The 23,420-nt window shown below is 42.0% G+C and carries 18 protein-coding genes; 8 read left to right on the top strand and 10 right to left on the bottom strand.

From position 1 onward, the window contains the following. Nucleotides 1-327 precede the first annotated feature (327 nt). The 4 genes from AC4CU2_RS01860 to dxs all read right to left on the bottom strand — a co-directional run bounded on the left by AC4CU2_RS01860 (nucleotide 328) and on the right by dxs (nucleotide 7,248). Complete coding sequence (locus tag AC4CU2_RS01860) at nucleotides 328-2,250, bottom strand: DEAD/DEAH box helicase (RefSeq protein ID WP_490768192.1); 1,923 nt, start codon at nucleotides 2,248-2,250, stop codon at nucleotides 328-330. 726 nt (nucleotides 2,251-2,976) lie between these two features. Further along, a complete protein-coding gene (locus AC4CU2_RS01855; protein WP_039891156.1) occupies nucleotides 2,977-4,278 on the bottom strand; it encodes an IS4 family transposase in 1,302 nt (433 codons plus the stop codon). A 121-nt stretch (nucleotides 4,279-4,399) separates the two neighbouring features. Continuing rightward, nucleotides 4,400-5,230, bottom strand: coding sequence for an inositol monophosphatase family protein (locus AC4CU2_RS01850; protein WP_004691373.1), 831 nt, complete (start codon nucleotides 5,228-5,230; stop codon nucleotides 4,400-4,402). 116 nt (nucleotides 5,231-5,346) lie between these two features. Next, nucleotides 5,347-7,248 carry a 1-deoxy-D-xylulose-5-phosphate synthase gene (dxs, locus tag AC4CU2_RS01845; RefSeq protein WP_490768191.1) on the bottom strand — a complete coding sequence of 634 codons (1,902 nt, stop codon included), beginning with the start codon at nucleotides 7,246-7,248 and terminating at the stop codon, nucleotides 5,347-5,349. A gap of 305 nt (nucleotides 7,249-7,553) precedes the next feature. On the opposite strand from dxs, the gene ribA reads away from it, so the two are divergent. After that, on the top strand, nucleotides 7,554-8,156 hold the full coding sequence (gene ribA, locus AC4CU2_RS01840; RefSeq protein WP_058870370.1) for a GTP cyclohydrolase II: 603 nt from the start codon (nucleotides 7,554-7,556) through the stop codon (nucleotides 8,154-8,156). 61 nt (nucleotides 8,157-8,217) lie between these two features. Here ribA and hemN read toward each other — a convergent pair whose 3' ends face one another. Further along, the gene (gene hemN, locus AC4CU2_RS01835) at nucleotides 8,218-9,582 is read right to left on the bottom strand and encodes an oxygen-independent coproporphyrinogen III oxidase (RefSeq protein WP_490769196.1); all 1,365 of its coding nucleotides are present in this window, start codon (nucleotides 9,580-9,582) and stop codon (nucleotides 8,218-8,220) included. A gap of 267 nt (nucleotides 9,583-9,849) precedes the next feature. Between hemN and hemF the strand changes: the two genes are divergently transcribed. The 3 genes from hemF to aroE all read left to right on the top strand — a co-directional run bounded on the left by hemF (nucleotide 9,850) and on the right by aroE (nucleotide 12,175). Continuing rightward, complete coding sequence (hemF, locus tag AC4CU2_RS01830) at nucleotides 9,850-10,791, top strand: oxygen-dependent coproporphyrinogen oxidase (RefSeq protein ID WP_490768190.1); 942 nt, start codon at nucleotides 9,850-9,852, stop codon at nucleotides 10,789-10,791. A 288-nt stretch (nucleotides 10,792-11,079) separates the two neighbouring features. After that, nucleotides 11,080-11,286 (top strand): hypothetical protein, encoded by a 207-nt coding sequence (locus tag AC4CU2_RS01825; protein ID WP_010327619.1) that lies wholly within the window; start codon nucleotides 11,080-11,082, stop codon nucleotides 11,284-11,286. Nucleotides 11,287-11,386: 100 nt separating this feature from the next. Then, complete coding sequence (gene aroE, locus AC4CU2_RS01820) at nucleotides 11,387-12,175, top strand: shikimate dehydrogenase (RefSeq protein WP_159151591.1); 789 nt, start codon at nucleotides 11,387-11,389, stop codon at nucleotides 12,173-12,175. 43 nt (nucleotides 12,176-12,218) lie between these two features. Here the strand turns inward: aroE and AC4CU2_RS01815 are convergent, their stop codons facing one another. Continuing rightward, nucleotides 12,219-14,612 carry a hypothetical protein gene (locus tag AC4CU2_RS01815; RefSeq protein ID WP_159151590.1) on the bottom strand — a complete coding sequence of 798 codons (2,394 nt, stop codon included), beginning with the start codon at nucleotides 14,610-14,612 and terminating at the stop codon, nucleotides 12,219-12,221. 51 nt (nucleotides 14,613-14,663) lie between these two features. Next, nucleotides 14,664-15,692 (bottom strand): IS701 family transposase, encoded by a 1,029-nt coding sequence (locus AC4CU2_RS01810; protein WP_007116247.1) that lies wholly within the window; start codon nucleotides 15,690-15,692, stop codon nucleotides 14,664-14,666. Nucleotides 15,693-15,949: 257 nt separating this feature from the next. On the opposite strand from AC4CU2_RS01810, the gene AC4CU2_RS01805 reads away from it, so the two are divergent. Beyond that, nucleotides 15,950-17,773 (top strand): acyl-CoA dehydrogenase C-terminal domain-containing protein, encoded by a 1,824-nt coding sequence (locus tag AC4CU2_RS01805; RefSeq protein WP_159151589.1) that lies wholly within the window; start codon nucleotides 15,950-15,952, stop codon nucleotides 17,771-17,773. 192 nt (nucleotides 17,774-17,965) lie between these two features. Then, on the top strand, nucleotides 17,966-18,727 hold the full coding sequence (locus AC4CU2_RS01800; protein ID WP_159151588.1) for a substrate-binding domain-containing protein: 762 nt from the start codon (nucleotides 17,966-17,968) through the stop codon (nucleotides 18,725-18,727). 124 nt (nucleotides 18,728-18,851) lie between these two features. On the opposite strand, the gene hchA is transcribed toward AC4CU2_RS01800, so the two are convergent. Next, the gene (gene hchA, locus AC4CU2_RS01795) at nucleotides 18,852-19,721 is read right to left on the bottom strand and encodes a glyoxalase III HchA (RefSeq protein ID WP_159151587.1); all 870 of its coding nucleotides are present in this window, start codon (nucleotides 19,719-19,721) and stop codon (nucleotides 18,852-18,854) included. A gap of 501 nt (nucleotides 19,722-20,222) precedes the next feature. Here hchA and AC4CU2_RS01790 point away from each other — a divergent pair. After that, nucleotides 20,223-20,600 (top strand): hypothetical protein, encoded by a 378-nt coding sequence (locus tag AC4CU2_RS01790; RefSeq protein WP_126035149.1) that lies wholly within the window; start codon nucleotides 20,223-20,225, stop codon nucleotides 20,598-20,600. A gap of 160 nt (nucleotides 20,601-20,760) precedes the next feature. On the opposite strand, the gene AC4CU2_RS01785 is transcribed toward AC4CU2_RS01790, so the two are convergent. Further along, nucleotides 20,761-21,267, bottom strand: a complete 507-nt coding sequence (locus tag AC4CU2_RS01785) for a hypothetical protein (RefSeq protein WP_159151586.1) — start codon at nucleotides 21,265-21,267, stop codon at nucleotides 20,761-20,763. Between the two features lie 312 nt (nucleotides 21,268-21,579). Next, nucleotides 21,580-22,734, bottom strand: coding sequence for a radical SAM family heme chaperone HemW (hemW, locus tag AC4CU2_RS01780; protein ID WP_159151585.1), 1,155 nt, complete (start codon nucleotides 22,732-22,734; stop codon nucleotides 21,580-21,582). Between the two features lie 124 nt (nucleotides 22,735-22,858). Between hemW and AC4CU2_RS01775 the strand changes: the two genes are divergently transcribed. Then, the gene (locus tag AC4CU2_RS01775; protein WP_131230683.1) at nucleotides 22,859-23,320 is read left to right on the top strand and encodes a DMT family transporter; all 462 of its coding nucleotides are present in this window, start codon (nucleotides 22,859-22,861) and stop codon (nucleotides 23,318-23,320) included. Nucleotides 23,321-23,420 lie beyond the last annotated feature (100 nt).

The following is a 23,420-nucleotide window of genomic DNA, read 5'->3' as shown; positions in this document are numbered from 1 at the left end:
GTCTAATTTTGTGCACGAATTGATTTCAGTTGGTTGTATTTATATTTATTTGAACTGCGAAAACAAGCTACATAAGATGAATTGCTTCATCCATAACGACTATAGACAAAGAAAAGAATGTTGCAAATCAGCAAAAAGAGTCCGAGATAATGTGCCATATTGACCTCTTTCATGTCAGAGAGTGTGGCGATTGATTCAACCTCATTATTGTGCATCATTATTATCAATACAATTAAAATATGACTCAGTATACATTTTAATTTATTTTTTTACAGCCGTAGACAAAAAAAAACCAGTGTTTCCACTGGTTTTTTTATTCATTCAGACTTAGTCGTTAAACTTACGACGTGGGCGGTCAAAACCACCTTCAGTACGTGGACGATCTGAATTAAATTCACGCTTCGGACGGTCTTCGCCACCAAAAGTACGCTTAGGACGGTCTTCACCACCGAAAGTACGTTTAGGACGGTCTTCACCAAAAGAACGTTGTGGACGGTCGCCAAAACCACCTTCACGACGTGGCGCTGGACGATCACCAAAATCACGTTTTGGACGGTCACCAAAAGAACCTTCACGACGTGGTTTGTAATCTACACGGTTACCGCGGTTGTCATCATTTGAGTCAAAACGTGGCTTATCGTTGAAACCGCCTTCGCGACGTGGACGATCAGAGTTGAATTCACGCTTTGGACGATCATCAAAAGAACGTTGCGGACGATCACCGAAACCACCTTCACGACGTGGCGCTGGACGATCACCAAAATCACGTTTTGGACGGTCATCAAAAGAACGTTGTGGACGATCACCGAAACCGCCTTCACGACGTGGACGGTCATTATTAAACTCACGACGTGGACGATCTTCACCACCAAATGATGGACGATCACCACGAGGTTTGTCATCGTAGCTACGACGTGGACGGTCATCACCACCTTCACGACGTTTAAAGTTAGACTCACCTTCGAAACGAGCACGACCGCCGCCATCGCGACCACCGAAACCACCGCGACCACGACCGCCGCCATCACGACCACGACCATCACGACCACGACCGCCGCCATCACGACTACCGCGTGCAGGAGGTGGAGATGGCTCAAGGCCTTCAATTTCAGATACATTCAAACGCGCATCTAAGAAATCTTCTAAAGCACGGATTTTACCCCGTTCACGGTAAGTTGCTAAAGTGATTGCTTTACCAGTACGACCCGCACGACCTGTACGACCAATACGGTGTACATAGTCTTCGTTCTTCATTGGAAGACCGAAGTTGATTACGTGTGAAATGGTTGGTACGTCGAGACCACGAGCAGCAACGTCGGTTGCAACTAAAATTTTTGCACGACCTTCACGGATGCTACGTAAACGACGGTTACGCACAGTTTGTGGCATAGCACCATGAAGTGCTACAACTGATAAACCAGCTTCAGCAAGTTCTTCAGCCAACATATCGGTGTCTTCTTGAGTAGAAGCAAATACAACAGCTTGATCTACGTCTTCAGCACTTAACCAATGCGTTAGTAATTTTTTCTTGTGCTCAAAGCCATCAGTCCAGTGTAAAGTCTGAGTGATGTCAGTATTCGTAGAGTGACCAGTTTCGATTGCAATCCGTTGTGGATCATTCATCATGCGTTCAGCAAGTGTAATGATACGACCAGCAAATGTTGCAGAGAACATTAAAGTCTGTTTACGGTTTGCAGCAAGATCGCTAATTGCTTCTAAGTCTTCAGAGAAACCTAGATCTAGCATACGATCTGCTTCGTCAACAATAAGCGCATCAACTTGGTCTAATTTAATTTGACGACGGTTTACAAGGTCAAGTAAACGACCTGGTGTTGCAACAACAACTTGCGCACCTTTTAACTGTTGGATTTGCTTACCAAACGGCATACCACCCATGATCGCTGCAATACGCGCACCTTTCATGTGACGGACAAACCCAATCGCGTCTTGGCTTACTTGCTGCGCCAACTCACGAGTTGGGCAAAGAACCAAGATATTCGGTTGAGTAATTGCTTTCATACGTTCTTTGAACGGAACGAAAGTCTCTTGGGCTGCAAGTGCGTTTAACGTTGGAAGTAAGAACGCTGCAGTTTTACCTGAACCTGTTTGGCTAGATACTAAAAGGTCTTTACCTTCTAAAGCTGCAGGAATCGATTGTTCCTGTACAGGCGTAGGAGAAGTAAAACCTAAGCTTTGTAAAGCTTGTTGTAACGATTCATGTAAAGGAAAATCAGCAAAAGTTTTGCTCATAGAGTATTTCACCCGAAAAATGGGTGCTCCATTAAATATATGGTCTGATGGACATCGGCAAAAAGCGGCACAGCAATAATCGCTGAAAATATAGAATCAGCGGCGATCCGAGAACGACGATGCGTATAACGCACATTTGATTACAGCCGCAACCTGAAGGAATCGCTTAAGCGATTGGGTGGGGCGCGAAATAATGTCCTCTCTTTGGACCGGACGCGCATACACAATGATAGAAGAGAATGTTCAGGTAATGAACGAAATTTAGTGCGTGGGCGGAGTATAGCAGGATATTTTTAAAAGTCACCTCTTTTCGTGAAATTGATACAATATTTTCCTCAAAGATTGAATAAATGCAGGTTTTCACTTTAATTTTTTTGACCATCTAGAAAAATATTGAATAGTATTCTTTGCTCTTTCCTCAACTATCAGCCATATGACGCAATTAATTGTACTAGCTCTTGCTCTAATGCTGCCGTGATTTGACATGCTATCTGACCTGTCATAAACATTAGACACAACAAGCTTAAATAGGTATCTATACACTGGTTAATTTTAACCCGCTTTATTTCTGTATAGCGTGATCTTCATTAAGAGGTAATCAGAATCTGGCACAGCCTATGTTTTACAATCTATAGAGGTTAAAGCCAGAAAGTAAATCACCACAAAGACCTTTATTTTTTTCATCCATATCAAAGAAAAAGCCCTCTTCTGAGTAATGCCAGTCAGTTAAGAAATTGACTGGCATTTTCTTGGGTACTTTTGAGGCTTTATTTTGACGACTCTAGGGCATTGCCTTGATCTTCTTTCAGGCAAAACAAACATTTTAGACTGTTCCAGCAAACGCTCTAAATGCTTGGGCAAATTCCCTGCCGATTCCAGCGGAGTATGCCTTAATATATTGATAATGCTGATTGAAGCAATATGGAAACTGATACGCAAAGGGCTGACTTTCGCCCGTTGAGCCATAAATTTCATTTGCCTTCTAAGAATATTATAAGCAATCAATACACCCCATAATTCCTGATACACCAATTCAGGCTGCTTGCTTCTTAAATGCATCCCATCTTGCAGGTCGCTCTTGATTTCACGGTAGCACATCTCGATTTCCCAGCGCTGAGCATACAGCGTACTGACCTCTTCCAGAGGATAAGCCTTTGAATCTAATAATGATGTAACGTATCGTCTAACCCTTCCAGACTGTTCAGTTTCAATCAGGCGGGCTTCCCAATAGTCACCTAAATCCGGATTCAGTTTCTTCGCTCTTGGAGAAACAGGCATTCTGATTTGAAAGTCATGCGCTGAGTTTTTCCTGATAATTTCATAGCGCAGATTGTCTTTAGCCCGCATAAGCCAATGGCAGTTTTCCCGAGACTGCCACCCTGATAAGAAATCAGCAGAGAAGTAGGCCCGGTCAAATAAAGTCAGGCTATTTGCAGGCACTTTCAATTTCTTCGCTAAAGTCAGCTCGCCTTGATCCATACTTCCAATCCCGGCATCAATCACTTCATGAGTATTGGTGTTGATCAGGCAAACCGCTCTGGCTTGCGGCCAAGGTGCTGCTATCGTTTTGCCTTTGGAAGAACCGAAGTGCCTGAAGTTCTCATCTGTGTGGGGCATGGACCAGACGGCTCCATCTACAGCGCAGATGCTTAGGCCATGAAAGGCGGAATATTGCGGCTGAGAATCTTCAAACCATGTCTGACTCAGTGTATTGAACAGGACATTTAAAGGCTCCAGACCCAAGCGCTGTCTGGCCTGCACTGATGCGCTTGGGGCGCAGCTTTCAGCCGTGCCAAAAACCAGCTGCAGCTGCTGAACAACATACCAGATGGGCTGGTCGCGGAACAATGCAAGTCCAATAACTAGCCATACAGCATGCTCTGCGGGGAGTTTTCTTTTTCTGACCGATGCTTTCCCGGTCCGTTTTAAACAGTCTTCAATCCAGTTTAAATCAATTAATTCGCTAAAATTAGAAAGTGAAGGAGCTGTCTGCTGAAATGCTGAACTTAAATTCTGAGAAAAAGTCATAAAAAAATGAGCGTATCTGGATACGCTCATTTTTACCGCATTTCAGCTATTTTGTCTTAACTGATCAGCATTACCTCTTCTGAGGGCTTTTTCAATGTCTTAAAACACAATCTACATGCTATTACTTAGCAGCTTCACCCCAAGCAGGTACAACTGCTTTCATCAGAGGTTTCAACATTTTCATAGAACATGCCAGTACTTGGCCATTTTCCATAGATTCGCTACCACCACGTGCATCAACTACTGTACCGCCCGCTTCTTTCACGATCAACTCACCAGCTGCGATATCCCAAGGCTTTAAGCCAAGTTCGAAGTACGCATCGAAACGACCTGCTGCAACATATGCCAAATCTAATGCTGCAGAACCTGTACGACGGTATTGCGCGCCAGCTTCAGTCACATTTAACAATGAATCAAAATGATTTTTTGCATAAGAAATCACTTCACCATTACGTTTTGCACGGTAAGCATGACCCACAGACATGAATGTATTTTCAAGACTGTCTTTCACGTTTACGCGAATACGGCGTTGGTTCATCATGGCACCACGACCACGACTTGCAGAGAACAACTCATCTTTCACAGGGTCGTAAATCACGCCGTGTTGAGTAATGCCTTTATGTTGAACTGCAATAGAGATACAGAAGTGAGGAACACCGTTAATGAAGTTTAGAGTGCCATCAAGTGGGTCGATGATCCAACACCAATCTGCGTCGTGACCTTTACCTTCTTGAAAACCAAACTCTTCACCAAGGAAGCTGTGATTTTTATAGCTTTTACGTAGGGTATCGATAGCCAATTGTTCCAAATAACGGTCTACACGCGTTACAGGACCATCAATTCCTTTTTCTTCGACTTGTAGATCGAGCTTATGACGATTTTGATGCGCTTTTAAAAGCTCTTGACCGACTAATTGAGCCGCACGCGCAGCCATCACCACCATAGGTTCCATTGAACACCCACTACAATTTGAAGATATTGATAAAGAATAATGCATAAAAGCCCGCGCATCTTATCAAAGATCGGGGCTTTTAGGGAAAAAATGTTTCTAAAATTTAAAAACGGTGCTTAAACCATATGTACAAGTTTTGACCATGCTTGGCGCACCGAGCTTTCAATGCCTTCTGCATCTAATCCTGCCTGATGCAACATTTGCGCATGAGTCGCTTGATGCATAAATGTATCCGCTAAACCAAGATTTAACATCGGTTTCACGATTTGAGCCTGTGCCAAATATTCATTGACTGCACTGCCCGCACCCGCCATTACCGCATGTTCTTCAACCGTAACAAATAAAGCCGTTGATGGTGCTAAAGTCGCTATCATCTTTTCATCAAGCGGTTTAACAAAGCGCATATTCACCACACGAACCGCTAAATCTTGTTCAGCCAATTTATGTGCTGCCTCTACTGCGGCCTGAACACGACTACCAAAGGCAAGAATGCTAATAACGTCGTCTTGGGCATCATTAAAGCTCGCTACAATTTCAGCCTGACCAATTTCCATCGGGGTCATCTGTTGTTGAATCTCAACACCCAAACCATTGCCACGCGGGTAACGCACTGCGGCAGGACCATTGTATAAATAAGCAGTATGCAACATTTGACGACATTCATTTTCGTCTTTAGGCGCCATAATCACCAGGTTCGGTACGGTGCGCATAAAGGCATAGTCATAGGCCCCAGCATGAGTCGGGCCATCTTCACCCACTAAACCTGCACGGTCGATACCAAAGGTAACATCCAGATTTTGCAGGGCCACATCATGAATCAATTGATCATAGCCACGCTGCAAGAAGGTCGAGTAAATTGCAACCACAGGTTTTAAGCCTTCACATGCCATACCCGCCGCCAAAGTTACAGCATGCTGTTCTGCAATCGCGACATCAAAAAAGCGCTGTGGATACTGTTTGGCAAAACTCACCATCCCTGAGCCTTCGCACATGGCAGGGGTAATCGCCAGTAAACGCTCATCTTGTGCCGCTTCATCACATAACCATTGACCAAAGACATCTGAATATTTGGGCGCTGTTTGTGGCGCAGACTTGGCATTTATTTTTGTAATCGCGTGATATTTGATTTGGTCAGCTTCAGCAGGGACGAAGCCTTTGCCTTTTTTGGTATAGACATGGATCAAACGTGGACCTTTACGTTTTTTCAATGCGGTAAAGACTTGTGTCAACTGCTCAACATCGTGCCCATCGAAAGGCCCAAAGTAATCAAAACCAATCGCTTTAAATACGTTGTCAGCCGCATCTGTCGCTGCGCTATGTAAACGTGAGTTATAAGTCCATTCAGGATGTGGCTGTACATAAGCTTCGCCATCATCTGAAATATTAATGGACTGCCCACTTTCCCAAATCGAAGCCAGATGTTTTGCAAAACCACCAGTACTACATGAAATCGACATATCATTGTCATTCAGTACCACCATCAGGTCCGCATCATGCGCAACTGCATCGTTCATGGCTTCAAAGGCCATACCCGCTGTCATCGCCCCATCACCAATGATCGCGACCACTTCACATGGATTGTTTTGATAACGACGCGCCAGCGCCATACCTAGGCCTGCTGAAATCGCAGTCGAAGAATGTCCGACTCCAAAGGTATCAAACACCGATTCATCACGCGCAGGAAAGGCAGCCAAACCATCTTTGGCACGAATCGTCGTGAGCTGTTCACGGCGGCCCGTTAATGCTTTATGCGGATAAGCTTGATGACCGACATCCCAAATTAAGCGGTCATTCGGCGTGTTGAAACAATAATGTAATGCCACGGTGAGTTCGACTACACCGAGGTTTGCACCAAAGTGTCCCCCACTTTGTCCTGCGGCATACAGAATAAATTGACGTAGCTCGTCTGCCACTTGTGCTAATTGACTTTGCTCAAGCAAGCGAAGTTGTTGAGGATGATCAATCGTATCCAACAACGGTGTTACAGGGCGATGAGCTGGTATTTCTGTATACAACATAATATGGCAAAGCCTTCTAAAGCCTGGCAAATCTAGCTAGGTCAAATGGGTAATTCGATCATATCGTCGAATGCTATCACCTTCAATCAGCCATATTTCTAGCGATGCAGTTTTGAGCAGTGCTCTCACTGGGTGTTCGTTTAGTGCAGGTGATTATCCTGAATAATCTTACTATTTATCAACTATTATCGTTCGCTTTATACAAAAAAGAAAATCTTCTGCATAAATTCATGGATGCAATTCTACCAATGTCGATGCATTACGCTATACTTTAGCCAATTTCTGAACTATTTACAGGTTTAGCTGTGCCTATTGAATTTGTTGCCACATCCCGTTTACCGACTGCTTTTGGTGAATTTAACATCACCGTATTTCAAGATCCTAAGACCGGTGAAGAACATGTTGCACTCTCAAAAGGTTTGGATCAGCCGATCACAGAACCCGTTTTAGTCCGTGTTCATTCTGAATGTCTCACGGGCGATGCCTTTGCGTCACTGAAGTGTGACTGTGGTCCACAATTGCAAGCCACACAAAAACTGATCAATGAAGCTGGGCAAGGCGTGATTCTGTATTTGCGTCAGGAAGGTCGTGGCATTGGGCTGACCAATAAAATTCGTGCTTATGCGCTACAAGATCAAGGGCATGACACAGTTGATGCCAACCTAATGCTCAATCTCCCTGCCGATGCACGTCGTTATGACATGGTCAGCATTATGTTGGATCATCTCAATATTCAACAAGTCCGTTTGATTACTAACAATCCATTGAAGATTGCAGCATTGCAAGAGCAAGGGATCAATGTGGTAGATCGTGTGCCTTTGACGGTCGGTTTAAATCCTTTCAATGAAGAATATTTAAAAACCAAACATGAACGCATGGCACACTTGTACAAGAAAGATGATTTTTAAAATTTGAAAACATACTCTAAGCCTCCTTAGACAAAGGCCGGCTTAGAGCACTTCAATCAGATTAGATGGTCATGGAGAAAATACGACTCTCAGGTCGACGGCGTTTTAAATGCAAATCAAACGCCATACAAATATTGCGGACAAAGGCTTTGCCCTGCTCAGTCACCCGTATACTGTGTGGTCTAATTTCCAATAAACCATCGTCCTGCATTTCTTCCAGTTGTCCCAAGACCTCAGCCAATTCCAGAAATTGCATATCTGAATCTGCCCACGACGTCTGAAAGCTACACATCAAATTTAAAATGTGGCGACGAATTAGCAAATCTTCAGCACTCAAAATATGCCCGCGATAGACGGGAAGTTCATTGTTTTCGAGTCGCACATAATAATCTTCGAGTTTTTTTTCATTTTGCGCAAAGCCATACCAACTGTCGCTGATTGATGAAATACCTAAACCAATCATCACTTGAGTTTTCGATGCGGTGTAACCCATAAAATTGCGATGCAGAGTGCCTGCCTGAAATGATTGGTACATCGCATCACTTTCTAAAGCAAAATGATCCATACCAATTTCATGATACCCCTGCGCAAGCAGCTTCTTTTTCCCTTCTTCATAGCACTGACGTTTTACTTCATCTTTCGGCACATCATGGTCTTTAAACCCACGTTGCCCGTTGCCTTTGATCCAAGGCACATGCGCATAACTATAAAAGGCCAGACGGTCTGGGCGTAAACGATTGGTTTGATCAATGGTGTTGAGCACATCATCTAGGTTTTGAAAAGGCAGACCAAAGACCAAATCATGTGAAATTGAGCTATAGCCTATTTCACGCGCCCACTGCGTCACTTGCTCGACATGTTCAAAAGGCTGTATCCGATGAATGGCTTTTTGTACGGTTTCATTATAATCCTGCACCCCATAACTGACACGGCGAAAGCCCAAGTCATACAAGGCTTGCAAATGCTCCCGTGTGGTATTGTTCGGATGCCCTTCAAAGCTAAACTCATACTGCTCGGCAATCTCTGCTTGCGCAAGGATACTTTCAATCAGTTGAGTTAAATGCGCTGGAGAAAAGAAAGTCGGCGTTCCGCCACCCAAATGAATTTCTTTAATGCACGGCTTTTCTTCAAGCAAGTCACAATAAAGAGACCACTCTTTTAAAACCGCCTGAATATAAGGCTGCTCCATCTCATGCTTTTTGGTCACGCGTTTGTGACAGCCACAAAAAGTACAGAGACTTTCACAAAAAGGCAGATGAATATACAAACTTATGCCTTCAGTCGAATTCGATTCAGCAAACGATGTTTTCAGCGTCTGTTTCCATTGCTCTAAAGAAAACTGTGGCTCTTCCCAATACGGCACCGTTGGGTAACTGGTATAACGTGGACCAGGAACATTGTATTTTTGAATCAATGAATCGCGCATATTTACCATCAGCTCTTCCACATTCAGAAAATGCAGCCTATTCTGCATCGCCAAACTCGGGTCTGTACTGTGGTTATTCTGCTGAGCTTAGGATCAGAATTCAACCTAGCGAATTGGTCAGGTTATTTTGCACATAGCAGCATTTCATTTTTGAATTGTCTCACAACATCGAATGCTGCTGTAGGACTCTTCGGAAAATATTCTTAATCTTTTTGCTGTTTTATGTTTTGATGTAGGCAGTTTTCATCTTTTCCCATGAGGCTTTTCATGCAGCACCCAACGTCTGCGGATATCCAACGCGTTCGCGAATTTCTCCTCGACTTACAGGCTCGTATTTGTGCCGCACTTGAACAACAAGAGTGTGCTGGTGGCGGGACTGCGCAGTTTGAAATAGATGATTGGGAGCGTCCTGAAGGCGGTGGGGGTCGTTCACGCGTACTGCAAAATGGCACAGTGATCGAAAAAGGTGGAGTGATGTTCTCACACATCAACATATCTAAACTCCCTGCTTCAGCGACTGAACGCCATCCGCAAATTGCAGGTGCCAAAGCACAGGCCATGGGTGTGTCCTTAGTGATCCATCCGAAAAATCCAAATGTCCCGACTTCACATGCCAATGTGCGCTTATTCGTGGCTGAAAAAGAAGGTCAAGATCCAATTTGGTGGTTTGGGGGGGGCTTCGATCTCACTCCATTTTACCCAAATGATGAAGATGTGCTGTCATGGCATCAGACAGCGCATGACTTATGTGCGCCCTTTGGCGCTGAAGTCTATGCCGAACATAAACAATGGTGTGATGACTACTTCTATTTAAAACACCGTGACGAACAACGTGGTGTCGGTGGATTATTCTTTGATGATCTCAATCAATGGGACTTTGAAACCTGTTTTCAATATATTCAAGCAGTCGGCAATGGCTACCTAGAAGCTATTCTTCCAATCTTCCAGCGTAACCAAGACAAGCCATTTAGCGAGGTGCAACGCGACTTTCAAATCTATCGTCGTGGTCGTTATGTCGAATATAACTTAGTTTATGACCGCGGCACGCTCTTTGGTTTACAAACAGGTGGGCGGATTGAGTCGATTTTAGTGAGCTTGCCGAATTTGGCGGGTTGGTCATATCGACCTGAATGGGAGGCCGATTCTGCTGAGAAAAAATTGACCGACTTTTACCTGAAACCCCAAGATTGGCTCAACCTGCTCAAATAGACACACAGTCTTACAATTCTATATCCCCCACGCATGCCCTTTTCACTAGATGAGGGCAGCTTATATATTAAATTTTATATATTTCCCGATCAATTCCTCGTAGAATGGCCACTACACAAAGCGTCATTTCTTTGCATTTATTAAAGCATTGTCACAGGTTTAAAACAGCAATTGGGTTCTTTTAAGTTCGCAAAAACCGTAAGCTAAATTAAGTCATTTTCAATGTATTCATTTTAATGACATCAACATTTAGTATCCTCCTTTGCTGTTCTCTCTGAGGTCCCAAACATGTTCGCAAAAAGAGTTAGCTCGACCACCATGGTTCTTTTCTGCTTTGCTATTGTGTTGCTAAGCTCGATCAGTACCACTATTTTTTCTGAAAGTGCGTTTAATGACAATGCATCCATCAGCATCACCGTATTTGCAGGTATCGGCTTAACCCTGACCGCAGCAAAATTATTGTTTGATGCGATTCACAGCATCTGTAACCCATAAGCCGCCTTTCTTTTCTCTATTGATAAAAAACCACTGAACGCTTTAGCCTGCGTGTAATTTGCCGTATATTGAACAGCATTTCTCACATGGATTTGGTGCGATGAGCAAACAATTCGCTGTCATTGGCAACCCAATTGAGCAGTCTCGCTCACCTGAACTTCACCATGCGTTTGCACAAAAAATGGGGCTCGACCTCAACTATAGTAAACGTCTTGCGCCACTCGATGGCTTCCTCGCCAACATCCAAGAATTCTTCTCACAGGGTGGCATGGGTCTTAATGTCACTGTGCCGTTTAAAGAACAAGCCTTTGCCGCCTGCGCAGTCCTCACTGAACGCGCTAAAATCGCAAAAGCAGTCAATACGTTGTGGATGATCGATGGTCAATTACATGGTGACAACACCGATGGACAAGGCTTAGTCGATGCCATTCATGCGTTGGACTGGAACTTAGACCAGACAGATGTACTGATCATCGGTGCAGGTGGTGCAACTCGTGGCGTCATTTATCCACTGGTACAAGCAGGGGTGAAAAAAATTGTGATTGCCAATCGTACCCTTGCCCGTGCTGAGCAACTGGTTGCCGATTTGAAAACAGCTGTACCGCAAGCCGAATTACAAGCCATCGGCTTAGATGCACTCGAAGGTCAGTTTGACTTGGTGATTAACGCAACTTCTGCCAGCCTAAGTGGCGATGCCCTCATTCTGCCTGAAGCTTTGCACTTTCAACATGCTTATGAAATGGCCTATGGCAAACCCTCAACCTTTTTAGATCAAGCCAAAGCTCGCGGCGTACCCACCTCAGAAGGCTATGGCATGCTGGTTGGTCAGGCGATTGAATCTTTTTCGATTTGGAATGGCATCAAACCGAACCTGAAAGATTTTTTATAAGCACAAATAAAAAAGAACCTCCGCAGAGGTTCTTTTTTTCAGATTAGTTCATGTGTTTCTGTACGGCTTTATAGGTCTCGTAATAGGTCGAGTCGCTAAAGAAGTCGTCATGTTCAAGTTTCAAACCTTGCAACGATTTTTCTGTCAATTGACCCTTTAAGTCATCTGCAAATGCTTTAGCAAAGACTTGTGCAGACTGAGTCAAATATGCAGTTTGCTCTTGGTCAATCTCATAGGTATCGGTGAATTTATCTTGATAGACCTGAGCAAAAACCGCTTGCTTGGTTTTGTATTTCTTCGCCAAATCCTTCCATTGCTGATTTTCTTGTACATCTTCCAGTGCATCATTAACGATATTGGCGATACTTTCACCCAACTCATCAAAGTCTTGTTCGTGTTGTAAAGCATGTTTTTGACGTAGTTTCTGCAAACGTTTAAGTGCTGCACCCTTTGGTTCCTCAATATCGAGGAACTCATAAGCATAGACTTCTGAAATTTCATTGATAGTCGCTGAGCTATAGTAACGAATATACTCTGGACGCTGAGCGGCAAATACCAAAGCAAATACCGTTTGGTACGCTTTGACTTCAGAAGGGTAACGTGCATAACTTTTCTGTGCAACCTGCTGATAATATTCAGAAATATCTTGAGATAAAGCTGTCGAGCCTGATGATGCGCTCTCTACACTTGATGAATCTGTACCTAACGGGCCCAGTATGCCTTTCACTACATTTTCCAGCAGTGAACCTTTAGACACTTCCTCAATCGATTTGGCATTTCTTAACGCTTGACGGTCAATGGCGGTCGCACTGCCATAATTAAACACCTGATTGGTGCTCTTAATTTGTAGCTTACCAATTTGCTCATCGCTAATCACAATGTTGTAATCCATGTTTTGCGCACGGCCTTTTTGGTCCAGTCCAACATCCATCACAAACGGTGAACGCTCACTACCCAGCTGTGCCATGATGGGTGTAATTTCAGCCTGATGTTTTTGCCAAAGTTGTTTAAAGCTTTGTGCGTCTACCAGTTGCTCTGTTTGATACGCGCTAAAGAGTGGTTTCAGCTCTTCCAAAACATTGGTCGCTGTTTGTCCAAAGCTCTCTTCATCTGCAGATTCATTGGTTACTTTAGGTGCAAGTACATCAATATCTTGATAATCACGGCATGCGGTCACCTTCCCAATAGGAATGCTCTTGCTGTTGATGAGGGCATCGCAAGCTTCTTCAGAGAGTGTATTTGGTGCTGCAGAAGTAGACACTTCAGTTGCTGTCTCATCAGCATCTTCTGTCGCGGCCTGCGCATAAGCCACATCTGCTGCTGCATCTACAACAATGTCTTGTTCATCGCTCTGCCCATAACCACTCAGGTTCTGCATTTTTTGGTTTACCAAATGACTGACTCGTTCGAGTGAATCATAGGCTGGATCTTCACTTGCGCTACTTGCAGCACTCTCTACTTCTTTCGCTGCCTGCATTGCATCTTCCGCTGCGCTTGGCGTTTTTGCAGCATCCTCAATCAGACGCTCAGCATCAAAAGCTTGTATCTGCTGGGTATAGTGCAGTTTATTGACGTATTCAAACAAGCCCAATTGTACTTGTGCTGTTTCTAAGTCACCCATATAGCGAATTTTCTTGCTTAGCCCTGCTTCTTTTTCTGACTTGCTTAAATCAACACTATGCACCTGATTTGGCTCTGCCAAAGCATATGGCAGTGCATTCATCTGCTTTAAGTATTCAGCAAACTTTTTAAAATCAATATGACCGAATGCATCTTTATGCTTAGAAAAGTCAATGTAGGCAAAGCGATCCTGACTTTCACGATTCACCATGAACGGCATAAAGGCAAAGTAGTTGGTATAAAATTTATAATCATTAAAATCAACCACCATCGGCAACTGTGCTTGCACTTGTAAGGTTGGTTTTTGATAGCTTAACTGCAAAGTCAATGCCGCCAATTTTTGACGGAAATGCACAGAGCCCTGATAACTAAACTGTAAGTCATTGAGTAAATTTACCAAAGATTCTGCGATTTGAACCTTAGCAGAACGTGATTCACCACCGCCATACAACGATGCATACGGATTTTGTTCACGCGCAAGTGCATCATATAGCGCTTGTTTTTCTTTGGCAGTAAAGGAAATCTTTTGATTTTTTAATAGTTGATCTAATTGTTTTTTCAACTCTGGATCTAAGTTCGTCCCATTTGACTGAGTATTCGACTTAGAATTTGGCTTGGACTCATTAAAATTAAAGTCAGATTGAATAGAGAACTGACCTTTAAAATCATAGCTGGAATTTTCAAACATGGCATTAAGACCATGCGTGGCTTGTTGCCCGAGCTGTTGATCTGAAGAAGCATTGGATTTAATGACATGCTGAGTACACCCACTGATACTCAAACCCAATAAACAAAGTGTTATATATTTTAAGCGCATAATACTTGCTGAAAACCTGAGTTAATTATAGTTTATAGGACTTACGCACTATTATTTATAGATTCTCTGTGGTAGCAGATGATTTTTATCGAGAATAAAGTCATCAATGAAGTTTTTGATAACTGGTCTAAATAATTTCTTCTGCCAACGATATACATTTTCAAAGATCCGCTCAAACTGGTTCTTTTGTATCTCGACGTAGGCCATCAAGGCTGAAAAAATATGATTCAAAATCAGTTTAGATCGTCTTACTTGAAACTTTTCAATATGACAAACCTGTTTAATCACCCGGTGATATTGCTCTATTTTCCAATGACTTGAATGTAATTCATGAAAACCCTCAAAGGACAATAAATCATCTTCATCTTGATGCACAATATAAAACCTCTGCTGTTCTTTTAACTGAGTCTTAAATAATTGTACAAAGCCAAAATCTTTGAGCCAGACCACTTGACCCTGATGGAAATTTGGCAATAAACGCAGTTGAAACCATTGTCCTTTTTCTGGGGAAACCTTACGGTTACAGTCGATACCAAACATAAATCGAATACCATATTTTCTTATGGTTTTTAGATTTCCAGTCGATGAATACCAACTATCACCTGTAATAAATTGAATCTTTGCACCCCAACTGAGTACTTCACTTAACATATCCATAAAGTAATCATTCTTGGTTTTACTTTCAGATTTGTCATAAATTCGGAAATTAATTGGAATATTTTGACCATTCTGATCTGTCGCATACAAGGTAATGAGATTAATACCCTTGACGGATCGGTGGTGTTTGCCTGACCAAAAATAGCTAACCAAGTCCATATGTTGACTATAGGGTTTATCTAAAACAGTATCATCAATACTGACTATAAGTTTATTATTATCAATATGTTGAATTGCTTCTTGATATAGGTCGTGAGGTGTGTAGTCTTCACGTTCTAGAAAGCGATTTACACTATCATGCGAGATGTTATAAGTCTCGGCAAGTTGTGTGCAGCTAATAGAGTTCGGTTCTGTCATGAGAAAGCCCATATAAATGGGTAATGTACAAGTTGCTGTAGAAGCATGTTTAATTCGTCTGATCACAGATACTTTATAAAGTATTTTAATACTTTTTTGAATCCGTCAATGCGTAAGTCCTAGTTTATTAAAAAAGTACATGATCAAAAGACCACCGAGTCAGTGTAACAGAACTGTCTTTTTAGATTGATGATTTTATCTACCAATTCGCCTTTCTGACATTTTCTCAAGTCGGATCTATCAATGTATTTTGATACGATGTATGAATAATGAAATGATCGATTTAAATAATCCAATACTATTTCTAAATTAGGATTACACACATGCCTGCATATAAAGCTCCCTTACATGATATTCGCTTCTTAATGAATGAAGTGCTGGACTATCCTGCACATTATCAAACTCTATCGAATGGTGAAGCTGCCGACGCTGATACGGTAGATATGATCTTAGAAGGCGCAGCAGATTTTTGTGAAAATATTTTATCTCCTTTAAACCAATCGGGCGATGAAGAAGGTTGTACCTTCGACAATGGTGAAGTGAAAACACCAAAAGGCTTCAAAGAAGCTTATGACCAGTTTGTCCAAGGTGGCTGGCAAGGTTTGTCTTTCCCTGAAGAGTTTGGCGGTCAGAACCTTCCACAATCATTAAACCTAATTAAATCGGAAATGATGGGCACAGCAAACTGGTCTTTCCAAATGTACCCAGGTTTAAGCATCGGCTGTATGAACACCATTTTACAGTTTGGTACAGACGAACAGAAAAATCTGTACATGCCGAACTTAGTGGCAGGTACATGGTCTGGTACCATGTGTTTAACTGAACCTCAGTGTGGTACCGACTTAGGTCAAGTCAAAACCAAAGCCGAACCGAATGCTGATGGCACTTATAACATCTCAGGCACCAAAATCTTCATCTCTGCAGGTGAACAAGATTTAACGGAAAACATCATTCACATCGTACTTGCTCGTCTTCCAGATGCACCTGCAGGCACCAAAGGGATTTCACTGTTCATTGTGCCTAAATTCTTGGTCAATGCAGACAGCAGCCTTGGTGAACGTAACCCTGTGACCTGTGGTTCAATTGAACATAAAATGGGGATTCGTGCTTCTGCAACCGCTGTATTGAACTTTGATAATGCTGTCGGTTACTTGATTGGTGAACCAAACAAAGGCTTACATGCCATGTTTACCTTTATGAACACCGCACGTATCGGTACAGCAATTCAAGGTATTGCACATGCTGAGCTTTCATTCCAAGGTGCACTGCCATATGCCAAAGAACGTATGTCGATGCGTGCACTTTCTGGCAAGAAAGACCCTGAAAAAGTGGCGGATGCTATTATTCATCACGCTGACGTTCGCCGTATGTTGCTAACACAAAAAGCGATTGCTGAAGGAGGTCGTTCAATGATTTATTATGCAGCACAAATTGCCGACAAAATGGCAGATGCACTTGAGCGTGGCGATACTGCTGCATTTGAAGCACATGATGATCACTTAGGTTTCTATACTCCAATTTTAAAAGGCTTCTTAACTGAATTGGGCTTGGAAGCTGCAAACCATGGTATGCAAGTCTATGGCGGTCATGGCTACATTAAAGAATGGGGCATGGAGCAAATTGCACGTGATGCACGTATTGCGACACTGTATGAAGGCACAACAGGTGTTCAAGCACTGGACTTAATTGGTCGTAAAGTACTTCTGACCTCTAAAGGTAAAGTGATTCGTGACTACACCACTGAAATTTTAAAATTCTGTGGCCAACATGCTCGCAACAAATACATGCGTCGTTTTGCATGGGATTTAACCAAAGTATGCGCACAGTGGAATGCCTTAACTGTTCGCATTATGCTTGCAGCTCGTAAAGACCGTGACGTGGTATCTTCAGCTTCTGTCGATTTCTTGATGTTCTCTGGCTATGTGATGATGGCGTATTTCTGGGCGCAACAAGCGGCTGTGGCTTCAGAAAAATTGGCATCAGGTGAAGGTCAAGAAACACCTGAATTCTATAAAGCGAAAATTAAAGTTGCAGACTTCTATTTCGAACGTTTATTGCCACGTACCCAAGGCCATGCTGAAGCAATGGTCAATCCTTCAAAAACTATGACGTCATTGGCTCCTGAACACTTTAGCTTTGATTACTAATTAACAGTATTAGACCGATAAAAAGAGCGCCTAGGCGCTCTTTTTATTTCTTGTTCGACCTTATATTTCTATAAACCTGCAACTTTGTAGTTGCTGCTGTTCTCTTTCACATATTAAAAAATCATTTAATAGAAAAAATAATATAAAGATTCAAATACATCAGAAAAACAAATATCAATAAAGGGAATAACAATGTCAAAAAATTATAAGTTCAGCCACTATATATTTCCGCTTATGCTAGGCTTTTTATCAATGGATGTTATGGCGGCAATCAATGTTTATGGTCCAGCTGGGCCAGCGCCAGCAGTGCATGAAGCAGCGAAACAATTTAAAAATAAGACAGGAATTGATGTCCATGTAATCGCAGGACCTACGTCACAATGGGCCGACAAAGCCAAACTCGATGCCGACGTCATCTATAGCGGTTCGGAAGCCATGATGTCTGATTTTGAAAACCTGTTTGCTGACAAAATCGTAAAGGACACAATTGAGCCACTCTACTTACGCCCTGCTGCCATTTTAGTCAGAAAAGGCAATCCCAAACATATTCAAGGATTTAAAGACCTAAGCACACCAAACACTAAAGTTTTGGTCACACATGGCGCAGGCCAAGTGGGCATGTGGGAAGATATTGCAGGTAGAACAGGTAACATTCAGCTCACAAAATCCTTCCGTAAAAATATCGCCATGTATGCACCCAATACTGGCGCAGCGAAAAAAGCATGGGAAGCGGACAGCAGCTATGATGCATGGTTGGTGTTTAATATTTGGGGAGTCAGTAATCCAGACATTGGGCAAATTATTCCGATCGAACCTGAACTGGTGATTTACCGCGATGCAGGTGTTGCACTGACTCAGCACAGTCTAAAAAATCCTGAAGCAAAAAGTTTTGTTACGTTTTTAAGTTCTCCACAAGGCCATGCGATTTTTAAACAGTTTGGTTGGAACAAATGAGTGCTTAATTTTAATCTTTGATCCACATTCAAGATCAGTTTCCAAGCTTAAAAAATCGAACTTTTAATAAGCAAATTGGACATAAAAAAGAACGCCACGGCGCTCTTGATTGAAGAAAATATAACTACTGAACCTCGGCCAAAAGCGCTTGTGCTGCCATTTTACCCAAGGTATTCGATGCCAAAGGACTATCTCCTGTAATTAACTTACGGTCTTGAATACACTGTCCCGACATCTCTTTATTGACCACTTCAACACCCAACTTTTCTAAGCGATCTACCAACAACCACGGTAATTCTCCTGGCATATAACCTATGTCTAAGTTTGCCCCTTGATCGAGTGCATCGGGGAACACACACATTTTATAGCCTTTAAAAATATAGTTTTCAGGCGCTTCATTAACCGCAGCTGCCAATAAACCTGCTGGTCCATGACACAACGAAATGACAAATTTATCTTTTGCCACCGCCCACTTCAGTAAAGTTTTTAAGTCTTCACTGTCAGGTAAACCAATTAAAGCACCATGCCCACCGGGAATAAGAACAGCCAAATAAGGTGAGTCTTCATCCAAACTATTTTTCAGTACATCTACCAGTTTTAAGGGTTTCTTAAACCGGGCTGAGTATTTTTGGAATGTTGCAGGTACGACAGCATCTTCATGGGGCATCGCCCACATTTCAAGTTTAACGGGATTGCCCGATAACGTCGCAATATCAATGTCAAAGCCTGCGCGATCTAAATGATACATAGGCAGTAAAGTTTCTACTGGGTGGTTGCCTGTGGAGAAGAACTTGCCATTTTTCATCAGTAGATAACGCTCATCGCTTGCGACCATCAAAACTTTTTTATGCCCAATATAGGGTGTTGGATAGTCGGTTCCATCGAAGTCGGTTTTACTGGCGGTGTATTGGGAAAGTGAATAAGGCGATGGGAAAAAGGCATTATCTTCAGCTAAATCAGGGCTTGGATTACGGTCTTGGCTGGTCTGTGCCATGCTGATTCTCCTTTATTATTGCTTGGTTATTTTCAGTTTTACGAAACCTAGAGTTCTGTACCACAGCTCATTTATTCAGCATAACAAAGTTTCAACGTGGCTCTGTTTTAAGATGTAAATATGAGCTTGCCTGTATGACAAGATAAAAATTTAGACAATAAAAAACCCCGACGTCCTGTCGGGGTTTTTCGTATTAAGTGCTGAGGTATGACTCCTGTCGTACCTTCGTCCTTGAGCTGATTTTTATTGTTATTCTATTGGAGCATCCTGCTCTCTATGGTTCTATATTAGAAAACTTACAGGCAGACGTATAGGCGAAAAAAGCGGGAATTGATGTAAGCTAATTCGTACAAATGAATCAACCCTATTCATTATCGGCTGAATCAAAAATGGCTGACCATTTAAAGCCTGATGATTATTAACTCTCTTAATTTCACGTGCAGGTATTCTTTTAGACTTTATGTTTTAATTCTTTTGTATTTTTAGCTGAGTTTAATCCTGATGAGAAAGCAATATCATTTTAGAAAAGTTGAAAATGATACCTATATTTGGGATGTCGATCGCTTGGTCGAAATCACTCAATCTTTTCAAGTCAGACAAGTTCCGCTATCAGACATCAAGGAATTAGACGAAGCTTATTGGTATCCAGATGCTCACCCCACCACTCAAGACATTATTGCGCATATGCAACTCATTCAAGAGGCAGATTTAGCTTATCCCATCATTTTATGTGCTCAAGGCCGATTAATGGATGGTATGCACAGAGTGGGAAAAGCAAAGATTTTAGGCAAAGCGTCCATTTCTGCGGTTCAATTTGATACAAATCCGCAACCTGACTTTATCAATGTGCATGAAGATGATCTGATCTATGATGATTAAATCATCCAGTCATTTTTTAAATCAAAACAATATAGATACATGAAACACTAATCACAGATTGGGCTTTGAATGAGACTTTATGTAAAAAGAGGGATTGAATCGTAAGCTTTATATTGTTTAATATTTGAGCTAAAACTTAAGTGAACTTAAAAGAAAATATCTATTCAAATTGTGGGTATACAAAATCGTAATACCCTGTTTTTATACGTTTCACTATATCAAAAGGGTTCACAACCACCCCTATTTCGGCTTTACGGTTTTCCCCCTCTAACTCTCCAACATAAGTAAATTGATCATCATTGATGTGCCATACATACCAGTTTTGAGATATTTTTATTGTTTCCTCTCCTACTTTCGCACCATATTCTCTTGAATCTCTAAATAGAATTTTAGAAATATCTCCAAGCTCCGTACTCTTGCCAACTTTAGTCCACAGATCCATTTTTACTCCCCATCTCGTCACACAGTGGGCATAAAACTCGACCTCACCATGAACAATATCCAATATGTCAGGGTGAGGTCCACATGGATACTCAGTTTTAAATACCCTAATCACATCACTATTCAGTTGTGTTTGATCATAAGCAATAAGTTGAAAATATTTCTTCGTGCCATGCTCTAAGTCTACAGAAAAAATATCGCCGATCTTTGTATAAACTCTTGCCATGCTTGAATACCCAAATTCTCAGTTTTTTTAATTAAATGAAGATTCTTACTGAAGGCCGTGATATTCGCTCCCCAATTTCATGTCTTCTATTTTTTCTCACATATCTTAGCCGACTACGAAATGAAGACTGTGCCGTGCTGATTTATAGGTCTTACAATCAACAACAATAAAACAATTTTTATTATATAAATCTATATCTTATAAAAAATATCAAAAATTAGAATTTTTATAGAAATTCCACAGCGCATGTATCGCTTTTGAGCCAAATTCAAAGCCATGATGGCAACTCACACAAGCATGGCTTTATAAAATTTAGATAAATTCTTCCAACACTGAGTTTAAAAATACATGCCCTTGCTCGGTACATGCTAAGCGCATGGCATCATCCACCATTAATTTTCGACTGCGTAGTGAGTCTAACGTTTCAGCCAAACTATCCAGATTCAAACCTGTACGCTGCGCATAATATTCAGCTGCAACCCCATCATTTAAACGCAAAGCATTCATCATAAACTCAAATGGAAGTTCGTCGGCTTCAATCCGCTTAAACTGCACATGCTCCGCAGGGACTTTAGCCAAATAGTCTTTGGGTAAACGAGTTTTCTGGAAACGATAGACTCCATCTGGCTGGGTAACTTTGGCATGCGCACCTGCCCCAATCGCCAAATAGTCGCCAAACTGCCAATAATTCAAATTATGTGCGGAAGGCTGCTCTTTACGCCATGCCGAAACTTCATAATTGATAAAACCCTGCGCTTTTAAATAAGCTTCACCTTGGGCTTGAATCTCTTCAAGCACATCGTCCACAGGTAAGACAGGCTTGATTCTAAAGAACACGGTATTCGGTTCAATCGTGAGTTGATACCATGAAATATGGGTTGCACCATTTTCCACGGCCAGCTTCAAATCCAGTAAAGCTTGTTCTAAAGTTTGCTCAGGTAAACCATGCATGAGGTCGACATTAATTCGCTGAAAGCCTGCATCACGCGCAAGACCAATCGCAGAAATTGCATCGGCGTTACTGTGAATTCGTCCCAACTTGGTTAAATGCTCAGTATTAAAACTTTGCACCCCGATCGATAACCGATTGATACCTGCTGCCAAATAATCGGCAAAAGGGTCATGTTCGACTGTACCCGGATTGGCTTCTAAGGTAATTTCACAATCCGCCTCAAAAGGCAGCAGTGCTTTTAACTGGGCAAATAACCATTGATACCCTTGTGCTGAAATCAAAGACGGCGTTCCGCCGCCAATAAACACACTATGAATATGACGCCCTTGAGCAAACTCAAGCTGAGTTTTAAAGTCCTCCACCAAAGCATGTAAATATTCTTGCTCTAGATCTAAAGACAGTTTGCCATCTGGTACCGCATGCGAGTTAAAGTCGCAATAGGGACACTTACGCACACACCACGGCATGTGAATATATAAAGACAACGGAATATTTGCAGGATGTAAATCAGTCAAGGAAGAGACTCTAAAGCACAGCGGTAATCTTGCATATTTTAACATGACTGCATCAAGACACTTATGAAATCTGTGTCTATTTGGATTAGACTGATAAAAAGACAAGAAGAATGAATGGTTTAAAATGATGAAAATATCGAGCCACTTGCTGTTTATGCTACCACTGGCCTTTGGTATTGGCATTGCTATGACTTTTCAAACGGCGCTGAATACACAGCTCAGAGAATATTTTTACTCTCCACTACAAGCCGCATTGTTATCCTTCTTCATTGGTACCTGCGTTTTAGTACTTTTGGTTGTACTCCAACCCGTCGACAAACCGCAGTTACATGATTTTTCCAATATTCCATGGTACTTATGGCTCGGTGGTTGCTTAGGGGTTTATGCCATCAGTATAAGCATCTATACTGCGCCTAAATTAGGCTTTCTCACGTTTTCAGGTTTGGTTATTTTTGGACAAATCCTGACCTCGATGATTTTTGACCACTATGGTCTACTTGGTACCGAAAAAACCCCTGTCAATTGGCAGCGTTTACTTGGTGGCGTCGTAATTTTTATTGGTGTGCTTCTCACTTTACAACGCTGAATTTATTTAGACCAAGCACATGATGAATATGAGTAATTTTTGTGTCGACTACAAATAAAATCACGTCCCATCGTTTCGAATTAAAAAAGTTATTGGTGTT

The sequence above is a fragment of the Acinetobacter sp. 797_lipA genome (assembly GCF_058243025.1).
The sequence above is the reverse complement of the archived record's forward strand: the minus strand, read 5'-3'. Positions and strand labels throughout refer to the sequence as shown.